A 14,038-nucleotide genomic window follows, 5' to 3' on the forward strand; every position below is an offset into this window, starting at 1 on the left:
ATCAGGCAACCGACGCTACTCGCGGAACAGCGCCTCAATGCTCAGTCCCTGCGTCTGCAGGATTTCACGCAGGCGACGCAACCCTTCCACCTGAATCTGACGAACGCGCTCACGCGTCAGGCCAATCTCACGGCCAACGTCTTCCAACGTCGCCGCTTCATAGCCCAACAGGCCGAAACGCCGTGCCAACACTTCACGCTGTTTGGCGTTCAGTTCGAACAGCCATTTGACGATACTCTGCTTCATATCATCGTCTTGCGTGGTGTCTTCCGGTCCGTTGTCCTTTTCATCAGCCAGAATATCCAGCAGCGCCTTCTCCGAGTCCCCACCCAGCGGTGTATCAACCGAAGTAATGCGCTCGTTCAGACGCAGCATGCGGCTCACATCATCCACAGGTCTGTCGAGCTGCTCGGCAATCTCTTCAGCACTCGGCTCATGATCCAGTTTATGTGAAAGCTCGCGCGCGGTGCGCAGGTAGACGTTAAGTTCTTTAACGATATGGATGGGCAAGCGAATGGTACGGGTTTGGTTCATGATCGCCCGCTCAATGGTCTGCCGGATCCACCAGGTGGCATAGGTGGAGAAGCGGAAACCGCGTTCCGGGTCGAACTTTTCAACCGCGCGGATCAGACCCAAGTTACCTTCTTCAATCAGATCCAGCAGCGCCAGGCCGCGGTTGCTGTAGCGACGGGCGATTTTCACCACCAGACGCAGGTTACTTTCGATCATACGACGGCGGGACGGCACGTCACCACGTAGCGCCCGCCGCGCAAAATAAACTTCCTCCTCTGCGGTCAGCAGAGGCGAATAGCCAATTTCTCCGAGATAGAGCTGCGTTGCGTCTAACACACGCTGGGTTACCCCTTGGGACAGCAGCTCTTCTTCAGCTAAATCATTCTCGCTGGCCTCGGTTTCTGCCAGCGCTTTTTCATCAAATGATTCCGCCTCAACTCCATTCTCGTCGAAATCTGCATCAGTCTGTAACTCGTTAACTTTCAGCGTATTGTGGCTCATAAGCTGCTCCTACCCGTGATACCGCGAGCAGAATATCAGCATATTCTGCCCAATCTATCGCTGCGGAAGATAACGCAGCGGGTTTACGGATTTCCCCTTGTAACGAATTTCAAAATGCAAACGTACTGAACTGGTTCCGGTGCTACCCATGGTGGCTATTTTTTGACCCGCCTTCACTTCTTGTTGTTCCCGGACCAGCATTGTGTCGTTATGAGCGTAGGCGCTCAGGTAATCATCATTATGTTTGATGATGATTAGATTACCGTAACCTCGTAAAGCATTGCCGGCGTACACAACGCGACCATCAGCGGTCGCAAAAATGGCTTGCCCACGAGTGCCAGCGATATCGACCCCTTTATTCCCACCGTCTGATGAGGAAAAGTTATCAATAACCTTACCGTCAGTCGGCCAACGCCAGGTACTGACCGGCGAATTATTACTGGCGGCGCTGCTCGCCGGAGGCGTAGCAACTGGCGCGGTAACAGGAGCAGTGGCGCTTCCCGCCGCGGCGGCTCCTGCTGCAGGTAACATCTTACCTACATTCTGTTTACCCGAATTGTCAGAATACGCGTTAGTTGGTTGAGAATCAACCGTTGCCGTTTGGATCTGACTGCTGGATGGTGGTTTAGGAATACCGCCACCGGTAGCGTCCGTGGCCGCTACTACGCCGCCGCCGGCATTGGCAGAACCATTACCAAGTTGAATGGTTTGGCCAACATTCAGGCTATAGGGTTCAGGGATATTGTTGCGCTGCGCCAGATCACGGAAATCATTGCCGGTGATCCAGGCGATATAGAACAGCGTGTCGCCGCGCTTTACCGTATAGGTGCTGCCGTTGTAGCTGCCCTTTTGAATTGAGTCATAACTGCGATTATAAACGATACGCTCTTGCGGCGTGGCCTGCGCAGACGGAGCTGCAACGCTGCCAGCCGTCATCGGGCTACCGCCACCGCCGTTGACGCTGCTGATAGGAGCAGAAGACGAACCGCTGTTCGTACAACCCGCCAACCACACACCGATCATCGTACACACCGCAACCCGGCGAAAAGTAATCATTGGGCTTCCCGTGCTCATGCTTCCCCCATTACAGCATCTATAGCCAAAAAATATCCTATACAGCGTAGCTGAGCTTTAAGTCTTTTCTCAGTTTCTACCTGAAGAGGTTCCCCTGACCGATGCCTGAATACCAGGCCATCTCCCGTCAGAGAGCCAAAAATTCGTTGTCAATGTAGCGGCCTCAACGCGTCCGCGCTATCAGATAACGCCGCAGAAAGGCAATTGTATTGGAAATTAGTCTTATTGGAACGTTAAAAACCGCTCCTGACGTATGAAAGTGCAACAGATTTTGCGTTTAGCCGATAAAACAGACAGCCGGTTAGGCCAGCTCGCCTTTTACCAACGGGACAAAACGCACCGCCTCCACCGCATCAATAACAAATTCGCCACCGCGACGTTGAATACGCTTGAGTATTTGTGACTGTTCTCCCACCGGCAGCACCATAATGCCGCCCTCGTCCAGCTGTGCCATCAGCTCCTGCGGGATTTCCGGCGGCGCAGCCGTGACGATAATGGCGTCAAACGGCCCGCGCGAGGCCCAGCCTTGCCAGCCGTCGCCGTGGCGGGTGGAAACATTATGCAGATCGAGCTGCTTCAGGCGGCGCTTGGCCTGCCACTGCAACCCTTTGATGCGCTCAACGGAGCACACATGCTGGACCAGATGCGCCAGGATAGCCGTCTGGTAACCGGAACCGGTGCCGATTTCCAGCACGCGCGACGTCGGCGTCAGGTTCAGCAGTTCGGTCATACGCGCCACCGTATACGGCTGGGAGATAGTCTGCCCCGACCCTATCGGCAACGCGGTATTTTCATAGGCTTTATGCTGGAGCGCTTCATCGACAAAGCGCTCACGCGGCACGGCCGCCATGGCCTGCAACAGTCGTTCGTCCTGGATCCCCTGCTGACGCAGCTGAGCCAGCAATGTTTGCATTGACTTACTCACCATTCCCCGCTGACCTCGGCTTTGGTTAACCATGTTTTTACCACATCCTGGGCGGCATACGCGGTTAAATCCACCTGTAACGGCGTTACCGCAACATAGCCCTGCTCAACGGCAGCAAAATCCGTATCCGGCCCGGCATCAAATTTATCGCCCGGCGGCCCAATCCAGTAGAGATCCCGACCGCGCGGATCCTGCTGACAAAACACCTGCTCCGCCGGATGGCGGCTGCCGCAGCGGGTCACGCGAACCCCTTTGATTTCTGCCAGCGGCACGTCCGGCACGTTGACGTTGAGAATCTTTCCGGTGCGCAGCGGTTCACGCAGCAACGCACGCAACAGACGGCAGGTTACGGCTGCTGCGGTGTCATAATGCCGGTGGCCATTCAGCGACACCGCCAACGCCGGCAGGCCTAAATGCCGCCCTTCCATTGCTGCCGCCACGGTGCCGGAATAGATCACATCGTCGCCCAGGTTAGGGCCGGCGTTAATGCCGGAAACCACAATATCCGGCGCCGGACGCATCAGGGCGTTCACGCCCAGATACACGCAGTCAGTCGGAGTGCCCTGCAATACGGCGATATCGCCGTTGGGCAACGTTTGGGTACGCAGAGGCGCTTCCAGCGTCAACGCATTGGACGCGCCGCTGCGATTTCGATCGGGGGCGACAACCATCACTTCGGCAAACTCACGCAACGCCGCGGCCAGCACCTGAATGCCCGGCGCGCTGACGCCGTCATCGTTACTCAGTAATATCCGCATCACGGTTATCCTGCTGCATAATCTCGCGAACTACGCTGGTGGCGAAACTGCCGGCCGGCAGCCAAAAACGCAGTTCAACGGTGACATCATCCCACCAGTTCCATTGCATATTCTGCGGCTGCAACAGCAAAGCGCGTCTGGCAGGGTCTACGCGCTCACGCTTTAAGAGACTAAGCAATTGTGGCTGCTGCGCCAAGCACTGTTGTTCAAAATCCAGCGCGGCGCCGGCGGTGCCGGGCTCGCCATCTCCCGGCAGCGGCGCGGTAATCAGCAGTTCACCGTCATTCACACGCTGCTGCACATTCTCCAGCTCATCCGCCTTGGCGACAAACCAGCTGCCGCGTCCGCTCAGTTGCAACGCATCACCTTCCAGCACGCTGCGCTGCTGCTGATTGGCCAGCCGCGTCGACGTCACCAGATTAAACAGGGCGCTGCGGCTGGCGGAAAGGTAAAAGCTGCGCTTGTTGCGTTCTTTAACGCGGATCTCGTCATTGGCCCAGCGGCGCGCCATCGTCAGATTATTACCGCCGTGGCCAAAGCGCTGGCTGCCGAAATAGTTCGGCACGCCGTCTGCGGCAATCGCCTGCAGACGACGCTCTACGTCGTCACGATCGCTGATATGGCGCAGCACCAGCGTAAAACCGTTGCCTTTCAGCGTGCCAATGCGCAGTTTACGGCGATGACGAGCGGCGGCGAGCACTTCGCAGCCTTCCAGCTCAAAACGGGCGAGATCGGGCGTTTCCTTGCCCGGCAGGTGCAGGCAGAACCACTGCTCGGTCACCGCGTGGCGGTCTTTCAGGCCGGCATAGCTGACCGCGCGTCCGTGAACGCCGGCAAAACGCGCCAGATAGTCGGCGACAAACTGCGTATTGCAGCCGTTTTTGCGGATATTGACCAGCAGATGCTCGCCCTCACCGTCCGGCGTAAAGCCCAGGTCTTCCACCACCACGAAATCTTCCGGGTTGGCCTTCAGTACGCCGCTGGACGACGGCTGACCGTGCAACCAGGTCAGGTTTGCCATATCCATCGGCTTACTCCTTGATTAACAAGGCAACCGCTTCGCAGGCAATCCCTTCGCCACGGCCGGTGAAACCCAATTTTTCCGTAGTGGTCGCCTTAACGTTGACATCATCCATATGACACTGCAGATCTTCCGCCAGAAAAACGCGCATCTGCGGAATATGCGGCGCCATTTTCGGCGCCTGAGCGATAATCGTGACGTCCAGGTTGCCCAGACGGTAGCCTTTGGCGCGGATACGGCGCCAGGCCTCACGCAGCAGTTCGCGGCTGTCGGCGCCTTTAAAGGTCGGGTCGGTATCCGGGAACAGCTTGCCGATATCGCCCAGCGCAGCGGCGCCCAGCAGCGCGTCGGTAGCGGCGTGCAGCGCCACATCACCGTCGGAATGGGCCAGCAAACCTTGTTCGTAAGGAATGCGGACGCCACCGATCACCAGCGGGCCTTCGCCGCCGAATTTATGTACATCAAAACCGTGACCGATTCGCATCGAGCCTGCTCCTATTGGTTCAACTGGGTTAAATAAAACGCCGCCAGCCGTAAATCTTCCGGCCGCGTCACTTTAATATTATCGGCGCGTCCCGCCACCAGCAGCGGATGGTAGCCGCAATGCTCCAGCGCCGAGGCTTCATCGGTAACGTTCGCCCCTTCATCCATCGCCCGCTGCAGGCACTGTTTCAACAGCGCCTGCGGGAAGAGCTGCGGCGTCAGCGCGTGCCATAAGTCCTGGCGCTCCACCGTATGGGCGATGGCCGCAACCCCGCTTTCCGCACGTTTCATGGTGTCGCGCACCGGCGCGGCAAGAATGCCACCCACTTTACTGTGTTCGGTAATCGCCAGCAGACGCTCAAGATCGTCAGCATGCAGACACGGACGCGCGGCGTCGTGCACCAGCACCCATTCGGCGTCGCCCGCCAGCTGCAGGCCGGCCATCACCGAATCGGCGCGCTGCTGGCCGCCGACCGTCACCACCACCCGCGGATCGCGGGCAATCGGTAAACGGGCAAAGTGGCCATCGTCCGGGCCGATGGCGACGATCGCCTGACGGACACGCGGATGACGCAGCAAAGCGTGGATCGCATGTTCAAGGATAGTTTGGTTGCCGATGGTGAGGTACTGCTTTGGGCAATCTGTTTGCATACGGCTGCCGATGCCTGCCGCCGGCAGTACGGCAACCACCTGCGGCAAGGAGCCTGCGGAGTGATTCATGTTTATTTTACGTTGTTTTGCGAGGAAGGCGTCACGCCGCGTCTGGATTGGTCAGGAACCAGACGATAGAAAGTTTCTCCGGGCTTGATCATGCCCAGCTCGTTACGCGCGCGCTCTTCAATCGCTTCCTGACCACCGTTAAGATCGTCGATTTCGGCGAACAGTTGATCGTTACGCGCCTTCAACTTGGCGTTGCTGCCCTGCTGGACTGCAACATCGTCATTGACCCGCACGTAATCGTGAACCCCATTCTTGCCCAGCCACAGCGAATACTGCAACCAACCAAGCAATGCCAACAATAGTAGCGTAAGTTTTCCCATCCCCGCCCCCTGAAAAACTGCCTAATCATCCCACAACTTTTCGTTGGACTCCACACTGAGAGCGGCAATTCGCCGCCAGTTTAAGAATACGGATGAGAACTTATGTGCGTTTATAACCTAAAAACGCGTTGAAAGCGGCAAAAAAACCCTCACAGCCGGAAAAAACCAGACGAACGCCCAATGACCGAGCGCTCATGGTTCATATTTTATACAGCGAATAACACTGGCTTACCGGCAACGCCGCCAAGGTTTCAACCAGCCGACGGAGGAAAATGAATATTTAACACCGTAAAACAACAAAACCTACCGGCTTAGTTGTAATTTTACCCACGCGTTATTATTTTTATGCATCAAATATGAATAAACACCAACAAAGACAACCATAACTTCCGGGGACTCGCCATGTTAAAACACCTGCTGCTGATAGCAGCCTGCCTGACCGCCAGCTTTTCCGCCGCTGCTGAGACGACCTATGTGGTCGGCTCCGGCGGCACCTACCGTCCGTTCGAGTTCGAAAACAGCAATAAACAGCTGGAAGGCTTTGATATTGATATTATTAAAGCCGTCGCCGATGCCGAGGGCTTCAAGATCAAGCTGGTCAATACGCCGTGGGAAGGCATCTTCGCCACGCTGAACTCCGGCGATCGTGACATCATTATCTCCGGCATTACCATTACCGATAAACGCAAGCAGATGGTGGAATTCTCCGCGCCGTACTTCCCGGCGGAGCAGGCGATCGTGGTGCCGAAGGATTCGACGGTCGACGCCATCGCCGCGCTGAAGGCGCTGAAGGTCGGCGTAGTCAACTCCAGCACCGGCGATATCGTGGTATCCGACGTGCTGGGGAAAAACAGCACCGCCATCAAACGCTTCGACAATACGCCGCTGATGCTGCAAGAGCTGTATGAAGACGGCATCGGCGCGGCAGTCGGCGACGTCGGCGTCGCCAAGTTCTATATCAAGACGCATCCGGAAAAGCAGTTCAAGCTGGTGTCCGACGCCAAGTTTGAACGGCAGTATTTCGGCATCGCCGTCGCCAAAGGCAACGATGAACTGCGCGACAAGATCAACGCCGGCCTGAAGAAAATCATCGCCGACGGCACCTACGCCAAAATCTACCAGACCTGGTTTGACAACAACGTCCCCACGCTGCCGGCCCAATAATCCACGCGCCGATACGGGCCGGATACGTCCGGCCCTGCAACTGCCAATAAGGAACTTACCGTGAACTTCCGCTGGGAGATCATCCAGGAGTACGCCCCGCTGTTTATGGAAGGCACCTGGATGACCATCAAATGCACCATTATCTGCGTCCTGCTGGGCACCACCTGGGGCCTGATACTCGGTTTAGGCCGGCTGGCGCAGGCGCCGCACGGCGTCTGGAAACCTATTTTGCACTACGGCGTTCAATGGCCGGTGCGCATCTATATCAGCGCCTTCCGCGGCACGCCGCTGTTCGTGCAGATCATGGTGGTGCACTTCGCCCTAGTGCCGCTGTTTATCAACCCGCGCGACGGCCTGCTGATCGCCGGCGGCATTATGAGCAGCGATTTCGCCCGCGAACTGCGCGCCGATTACGGCGCTTTCCTGTCCTGCGTGGTAGCGATTACGCTTAACGCCGGCGCCTATGTGTCCGAAATTTTCCGCGCCGGGATCCAGTCTATCGACCGTGGGCAAATGGAGGCCTCGCGCTCGCTCGGCATGAGCTACGGCAAGACCATGCGCAAAGTCATTTTGCCGCAGGCGTTTCGCCGCATGCTGCCGCCGCTGGGCAATAACGCCATCGCCATCGTGAAGGATTCCTCGCTGGCCTCTGCCATCGGCCTGGCCGATCTGGCCTACGCGGCGCGCACCGTATCCGGCGCCTACGCCACCTACTGGGAACCCTATCTGACCATCTCGCTGGTCTATTGGGTCATCACTTTCTTGCTGTCGCTGATGGTGCAGCATATGGAAAAGAGGTTCGGGAAAAGTGATTCGCGTACATAATCTGCAAAAACAGTTTGGCGCCACCCATGTGCTGCGCGGCATTGACTGCCAGATTGCCGCCAACGAAGTGGTGTGCGTCATCGGCCCGTCCGGCTCCGGCAAAAGCACCTTCCTGCGCTGCCTAAACGCGCTGGAAAGCCTGTCCGGCGGCGAAATCGAGGTTAACGGCTTCGCGATTCACGATCGGAAGACCGATCTCAATAAAATGCGCGCCAGCGTCGGCATGGTATTCCAACGCTTTAACCTGTTCCCGCATATGACCGTGCTGGAAAATATTATTATGGCGCCGATGGACGTGAAACAACTCTCCCGCGCCGACGCCACGCGGCAGGCCGAAACGTTACTGCGCAAGGTCGGTCTGCTGGATAAAATCGACGCCTATCCCGGCAGCCTGTCCGGCGGCCAGCAGCAGCGGGTAGCGATTGCCCGTGCGCTGGCCATGGAGCCGAAAGTCATGCTGTTCGACGAGCCGACCTCCGCGCTCGACCCGGAGCTGGTCGGCGAAGTGCTGGCGGTGATCAAGGCACTGGCCCATGAAGGCATGACCATGGTGGTAGTGACGCACGAAATGGCGTTTGCCCGCGAGGTGGCGGATCGGGTGCTGTTTATCGATCAGGGCGTCATTCAGGAGGAAGGGACGCCGCAGCAGATTTTCGGCCAGCCGGCCAATCCGCGTACTCAGGCGTTTTTAAGCAAAGTTTTGTAACCTTCGGCACGGCTTTGCAATCAGTCGGCGCGCGCTTACGCGCCCGGCTGGTTACCAACCGCTCAACAGACTGAACACCAGCCAGAACAGACAAAGCACCACGACGCCGGTCAGCAGCAGCGTCAAAATCAGACGCCCGCGCAGCAGCATACTGAGCGTGATGCCGATCAGGACCGACACCGGCATTAAAGCCAGGAAGAAAGGCCAGGTATACAGCAGGAAAAACAGCGTGTTGGAGCCATAGACCAAGAACGGCAGCGTAAACGCCAGCCAATAGAAAACGAAACCGCTGACGCCACCGAGAAACGAGTAAGAAGGTTCTTCTTTCTCTGATGTTGAATCAATCACGACGGGCGAGACATTTTGCATAGTAATCCCTGGTTATTCATCGCTCTCAGCACGCTCTGCGGCGTGTCAGAGTAAAAAGCGCATGGCAGATAACCGCCACACGCTTTTTGGGAACTCAGGGTTTGATAATAGCCTGACCACGCAGCACGTCTAACAATTGCGCAACCAAATTTGTTACCAATTGTTCGCCATTCAGGTGGATATCTGCCGCCTCCGGCGCCTGATAAACCGCGTCGATGCCGGTGAAATTGCGCAGCTCGCCGGCGCGGGCTTTTTTGTATAAGCCCTTCGGATCGCGCGCTTCACAGATGGCCAGCGGCGTGTCGACAAACACCTCGACAAACTGGCCGTCGTCCAGCATGTCACGCACCATTTGCCGTTCAGCACGGTGCGGAGAAATAAACGCGGTCAGCACCACCAGGCCGGCATCCACCATCAGCTTCGCCACTTCGCCGACCCGGCGAATGTTCTCGCGACGGTCATCATCCGAAAAGCCCAGATCGCGGCATAGCCCGTGGCGCACGTTATCGCCGTCAAGCAGATAGGTGCGCACGCCCATCGCGTGCAGCGCCTGCTCCAGCGCGCCGGCCACGGTGGATTTTCCCGAGCCGGACAGCCCGGTAAACCACAGCACCACGCCGCGATGGCCATTGCGCGTTTCGCGGTCCGCACGCGTTACCGCATGCGGATGCCACACCACGTTTTCATCGTCCGGCCCGGTCGGCCGCTGTTCACGCTCGGCCACGCTTACCGGCCTCCGAGCAGGTCGCGCGCGCCCCAGTGCGGGAAGTGCTTGCGCACCAGCGCATTCAGCTCCAGCTCAAACGCGCTGAACTCGCCGGCGGCGGCCGTGGTTGCCTGCTGCGCCTCACGGATCAGGCCAGCGCCGACGGTGACGTTGCTCAGACGGTCGATAATAATCATGCCGCCGGTATCCGGGTTGCTCTGGTAGCTGTCGAGCACCAGCGGTTCGTCAAAGGTCAGCGCCACCAGGCCGATGCCGTTCAGCGGCAGGCTGTCGGTCTGATACTGCGCCAGCGAGTTGATTTCTACCTGATGGCGAATCGCCTCCACCCGGGCGCGGGTTTTCTTGCCGGCCACCTTGATATCATAGCTCTGCCCCGGCTGCAGCGGCTGTTCCGCCATCCAGACCACATCCACCAGCGCGCTTTGCGCCGCCTGCAGGTCATCATCGGCCGCCACCAGCAGATCGCCACGGCTGATATCCACTTCATCCTGCAGCACCAGCGTCACCGCCTCGCCCGGCACCGCTTCCTGCAGGTCGCCGTCAAAGGTGACGATGCGCGCAATGCTGGACTCCACGCCGGAAGGCAGCACTTTTACCCGCTGCCCGACGCGCGCCTTGCCGGCGGACAACGTGCCGGCATAGCCGCGGAAATCCAGGTTCGGGCGGTTAACGTACTGCACCGGGAAACGCAGCGGCTGGGCTTCCGAACGGCCAATCACCTCCACACTTTCCAACACTTCCAGCAGCGTCGGGCCGCTGTACCATGGCATGTTGGCGCTCTGGCCGGCAACGTTATCGCCGTCCAGCGCCGACAGCGGCACAAACTTGATATCGAGATCGTTTGGCAGCTGTTGGGCAAAGGTCAGGTAGTCCTGTTTGAACTGCTCAAACACCTGCTCGCTGTAATCCACCAGATCCATTTTGTTGACCGCCACCACCAGGTGACGAATGCCAAGCAGCGTGGCGATAAAGCTGTGGCGGCGCGTCTGGTCCAGCACGCCTTTACGCGCATCAATCAGCAGAATCGCCAGATCGCAGGTCGATGCGCCGGTGGCCATATTACGGGTGTACTGCTCATGCCCCGGCGTATCGGCGATGATAAATTTGCGCTTCTCGGTGGAGAAGTAGCGATAGGCCACGTCGATGGTGATGCCCTGCTCGCGTTCTGCCTGCAGGCCGTCCACCAGCAGCGCCAGGTCGAGCTTTTCGCCCTGCGTGCCCAGACGTTTGCTGTCGGTGTGCAGCGTAGACAGCTGATCTTCATAAATCTGACGGGTATCGTGCAGCAGGCGGCCAATCAGGGTGCTTTTGCCGTCATCGACGCTGCCGCAGGTCAGAAAACGCAGCAGGCTCTTATGCTGCTGCGCGTGTAAATAGGCTTCCACCCCGCCCTGCTCGGCGATTTGTTGTGCAATTACGTTATTCATCCGGCGGCTCCTTAGAAATACCCTTGACGCTTTTTCAGCTCCATCGAGCCGGACTGATCGCGGTCAATCATACGGCCCTGACGCTCGCTGGTGGTGGAGACCAGCATCTCCTCGATGATTTCCGGCAGCGTTTCCGCCGAGGACTCCACCGCGCCGGTCAGCGGCCAGCAGCCCAGCGTGCGGAAGCGCACCATACGCTGGCTGATCACTTCGCCCGGCTGCAGATCGATACGGTCGTCATCCACCATCATCAGCATGCCGTCACGCTCCAGCACCGGACGCGGCTTCGCCAGATACAGCGGCACGATGTCGATGTTTTCCAGGAAGATGTACTGCCAGATGTCCAGCTCGGTCCAGTTCGACAGCGGGAATACGCGGATGCTTTCCCCTTTGTTAATCTGGCCGTTGTAGTTGTGCCACAGCTCCGGACGCTGGTTCTTCGGATCCCAGCGGTGGAAACGGTCGCGGAATGAGTAAATACGCTCTTTGGCGCGGGATTTTTCCTCATCGCGCCGCGCGCCGCCAAAGGCAGCGTCAAAACCGTACTTGTTCAGCGCCTGCTTCAGGCCTTCGGTTTTCATGATATCGGTATGCTTGGCGCTGCCGTGCTCGAACGGGTTAATCCCCATCGCCACCCCTTCCGGGTTTTTATGCACCAGCAGCTCAAAACCGTACTCTTTCGCCGTGCGGTCGCGGAACTGATACATCTCCTGGAATTTCCAGCCGGTATCCACATGCAGCAGCGGGAACGGCAGGGTGCCCGGATAGAAGGCCTTGCGCGCCAGATGCAGCATCACCGAAGAGTCTTTACCGATGGAGTACAGCATCACCGGGTTGCTGAATTCAGCGGCAACTTCACGGATGATATGGATACTCTCCGCCTCCAATTGCCGCAAGTGAGTGAGTCGTTTTTCGTCCATAACAGATCCTTTAAGCCAAATTCACTACGGCGGGACGCGCGGCCCCGTCCGTCTGAGGTTGATGCCCAAACCAGGCGATTTGATGGTGCAGTTCCACCACTTCGCCAATCACCAACAGCGCTGGCAACGGCGCCTGTCGGGCTAATTGTTCCAACTGCTGCAGCGTACCGGTCAGCACCTGCTGGTCGGCACGCGTGCCACGGCTGATCACCGCCACCGGGGTCTGCGCCTCGCGGCCATGGGCGATCAGGCGCTGGCTGATATCCGCCGCCTTCATGGTGCCCATGTAAATCGCCAGCGTCTGGCGCGCACGCGCCAGGTCGGCCCAGTCCAGCCCGTCGCCGTCGGGACGGCAGTGGCCGGTGATAAAGGTCACGCTCTGCGCATGGTCACGGTGGGTCAGCGGGATGCCGGCATAGGCCGTCGCACCGGCCGCCGCCGTGACTCCCGGCACCACCTGGAACGGAATCCCCGCCGCCGCCGCAACCTGCAGCTCTTCGCCACCGCGGCCAAAGATAAACGGGTCGCCGCCCTTCAGGCGCACCACGCGCTTGCCCTGCTGCGCCAGTTCCACCAGCAGGCGGTTGGTCTCTTCCTGGATCACCAGATGCGCGCCGGCGCGTTTGCCTACGCAGATGCGTTCCGCGTCACGACGCACCAGATCGAGAATCTCGTCGCTCACCAGGTGGTCGTACAGCACCACGTCGGCCTGCTGCATCACCTGCAGGCCGCGTAAGGTCAGCAGACCAACATCGCCCGGCCCGGCGCCGACCAGCGCAATCTCGCCCTGCGCTGCCTCATCGCCGGCGGCAAACGCGGCCAGGTCTTGTTCCAGCTGTTGCTGCGCCTGCTGCGGCTGCTCATTGGCCGCCAGCGTGGCAAAGCGGCCGTTAAGAGATTTTTCCCAGAAACGGCGGCGTGCGCCGATCGAACTCAGCTGCTGTTTTACCCGAGCGCGAAAACCGCCAGCCAGTTGCGCCATGGTGCCAAGGCTGGCCGGCAGCAGCGCTTCCAGCTTTTCACGCAGCATCCGCGCCAGCACCGGCGCCTTGCCGCCGGATGACACCGCCACCATCAGCGGTGAACGGTCAACAATCGACGGAAAGATAAATGAGCAACGCGGCTGATCGTCCACCACGTTGGCCAGCAAGCGGCGCTTATCCGCCTCGGCATAAACCTGGGCGTTCAACGCGGCGTCGTCGGTTGCGGCGATCACCAGAAACACCTCATCCAACTGGTGCGGCGCAAACGCCTGCCCCAGCCAGTTGATGCGTCCAGACTGGCGATGCTGTTCAAGTTCCGGTGAGAGCGACTGCGCAACTATCCGTATTTCAGCCCCGGCGCGCGCAAGCAGTTCAACTTTACGCGCAGCAACTTCACCGCCGCCAACGACCAGTACCGGACGTTGTTTCAGATCGGCAAATATTGGTAGATAGTCCACAACAGCCTTTTCATATAACGGAAAGATAGTGTGACTATACGGGCTGCGATTTAGCCCCTGAAATGACGAAAAGGAATGAGATGTGCATTTATGGAATATAGGCCGCAGCGTCGGCGCGGCGCAGCGCTGGGTTACGCCGCCATC

The 14,038-nt window shown here is 58.6% G+C and carries 16 protein-coding genes; 3 read left to right on the plus strand and 13 right to left on the minus strand.

Going from position 1 to position 14,038, the window contains the following annotated elements; all coding sequences use genetic code 11:
* Window positions 1–15 precede the first annotated feature (15 nt).
* From rpoS to ftsB, 8 genes are all read right to left on the minus strand, one after another.
* Window positions 16–1,014 carry an RNA polymerase sigma factor RpoS gene (rpoS, locus tag HF675_RS19395; RefSeq protein ID WP_105229836.1) on the minus strand — a complete coding sequence of 333 codons (999 nt, stop codon included), beginning with the start codon at window positions 1,012–1,014 and terminating at the stop codon, window positions 16–18.
* Between the two features lie 54 nt (window positions 1,015–1,068).
* A complete protein-coding gene (gene nlpD / locus HF675_RS19400) occupies window positions 1,069–2,070 on the minus strand; it encodes a murein hydrolase activator NlpD (protein ID WP_187043608.1) in 1,002 nt (333 codons plus the stop codon).
* 319 nt (window positions 2,071–2,389) lie between these two features.
* Window positions 2,390–3,016 (minus strand): protein-L-isoaspartate(D-aspartate) O-methyltransferase, encoded by a 627-nt coding sequence (locus HF675_RS19405; RefSeq protein ID WP_105229834.1) that lies wholly within the window; start codon window positions 3,014–3,016, stop codon window positions 2,390–2,392.
* Window positions 3,010–3,771, minus strand: a complete 762-nt coding sequence (surE, locus tag HF675_RS19410) for a 5'/3'-nucleotidase SurE (RefSeq protein WP_105229833.1) — start codon at window positions 3,769–3,771, stop codon at window positions 3,010–3,012. The genes HF675_RS19405 and surE overlap by 7 nt, the downstream gene beginning before the upstream one ends.
* Complete coding sequence (gene truD / locus HF675_RS19415) at window positions 3,752–4,798, minus strand: tRNA pseudouridine(13) synthase TruD (protein WP_105229832.1); 1,047 nt, start codon at window positions 4,796–4,798, stop codon at window positions 3,752–3,754. The genes surE and truD overlap by 20 nt, the downstream gene beginning before the upstream one ends.
* 4 nt (window positions 4,799–4,802) lie before the next feature.
* Window positions 4,803–5,276 (minus strand): 2-C-methyl-D-erythritol 2,4-cyclodiphosphate synthase, encoded by a 474-nt coding sequence (ispF, locus tag HF675_RS19420; RefSeq protein ID WP_105229831.1) that lies wholly within the window; start codon window positions 5,274–5,276, stop codon window positions 4,803–4,805.
* Window positions 5,277–5,287: 11 nt separating this feature from the next.
* Entirely contained in the window at window positions 5,288–5,995 is a 708-nt protein-coding gene (gene ispD / locus HF675_RS19425) for a 2-C-methyl-D-erythritol 4-phosphate cytidylyltransferase (protein ID WP_105229830.1), read from the minus strand.
* A gap of 2 nt (window positions 5,996–5,997) precedes the next feature.
* On the minus strand, window positions 5,998–6,315 hold the full coding sequence (gene ftsB / locus HF675_RS19430) for a cell division protein FtsB (protein ID WP_105229829.1): 318 nt from the start codon (window positions 6,313–6,315) through the stop codon (window positions 5,998–6,000).
* A 402-nt stretch (window positions 6,316–6,717) separates the two neighbouring features.
* Here ftsB and HF675_RS19435 point away from each other — a divergent pair, with 402 nt between their 5' ends.
* From HF675_RS19435 to HF675_RS19445, 3 genes are all read left to right on the plus strand, one after another.
* Window positions 6,718–7,479, plus strand: coding sequence for a basic amino acid ABC transporter substrate-binding protein (locus HF675_RS19435; protein ID WP_105229828.1), 762 nt, complete (start codon window positions 6,718–6,720; stop codon window positions 7,477–7,479).
* Window positions 7,480–7,584: 105 nt separating this feature from the next.
* Window positions 7,585–8,304, plus strand: a complete 720-nt coding sequence (locus tag HF675_RS19440; protein WP_187044772.1) for an amino acid ABC transporter permease — start codon at window positions 7,585–7,587, stop codon at window positions 8,302–8,304.
* Complete coding sequence (locus tag HF675_RS19445; RefSeq protein WP_111737705.1) at window positions 8,288–9,010, plus strand: amino acid ABC transporter ATP-binding protein; 723 nt, start codon at window positions 8,288–8,290, stop codon at window positions 9,008–9,010. The genes HF675_RS19440 and HF675_RS19445 overlap by 17 nt, the downstream gene beginning before the upstream one ends.
* A gap of 51 nt (window positions 9,011–9,061) precedes the next feature.
* On the opposite strand, the gene HF675_RS19450 is transcribed toward HF675_RS19445, so the two are convergent.
* From HF675_RS19450 to cysG, 5 genes are all read right to left on the minus strand, one after another.
* Window positions 9,062–9,379: a DUF3561 family protein gene (locus tag HF675_RS19450; RefSeq protein WP_105229826.1), complete on the minus strand. Its 318-nt coding sequence runs from the start codon at window positions 9,377–9,379 to the stop codon at window positions 9,062–9,064.
* Between the two features lie 94 nt (window positions 9,380–9,473).
* Window positions 9,474–10,103: an adenylyl-sulfate kinase gene (gene cysC / locus HF675_RS19455; protein WP_105229825.1), complete on the minus strand. Its 630-nt coding sequence runs from the start codon at window positions 10,101–10,103 to the stop codon at window positions 9,474–9,476.
* A 2-nt stretch (window positions 10,104–10,105) separates the two neighbouring features.
* Window positions 10,106–11,533: a sulfate adenylyltransferase subunit CysN gene (gene cysN, locus HF675_RS19460; RefSeq protein ID WP_105229824.1), complete on the minus strand. Its 1,428-nt coding sequence runs from the start codon at window positions 11,531–11,533 to the stop codon at window positions 10,106–10,108.
* An 11-nt stretch (window positions 11,534–11,544) separates the two neighbouring features.
* On the minus strand, window positions 11,545–12,453 hold the full coding sequence (gene cysD, locus HF675_RS19465) for a sulfate adenylyltransferase subunit CysD (RefSeq protein WP_105229823.1): 909 nt from the start codon (window positions 12,451–12,453) through the stop codon (window positions 11,545–11,547).
* A gap of 10 nt (window positions 12,454–12,463) precedes the next feature.
* The gene (gene cysG / locus HF675_RS19470) at window positions 12,464–13,894 is read right to left on the minus strand and encodes a siroheme synthase CysG (RefSeq protein ID WP_105229822.1); all 1,431 of its coding nucleotides are present in this window, start codon (window positions 13,892–13,894) and stop codon (window positions 12,464–12,466) included.
* Between the last annotated feature and the right edge of the window lie 144 nt (window positions 13,895–14,038).

The organism is Serratia sp. JUb9, from assembly GCF_014298095.1.
Classification (GTDB): domain Bacteria; phylum Pseudomonadota; class Gammaproteobacteria; order Enterobacterales; family Enterobacteriaceae; genus Serratia_B; species Serratia_B rhizosphaerae.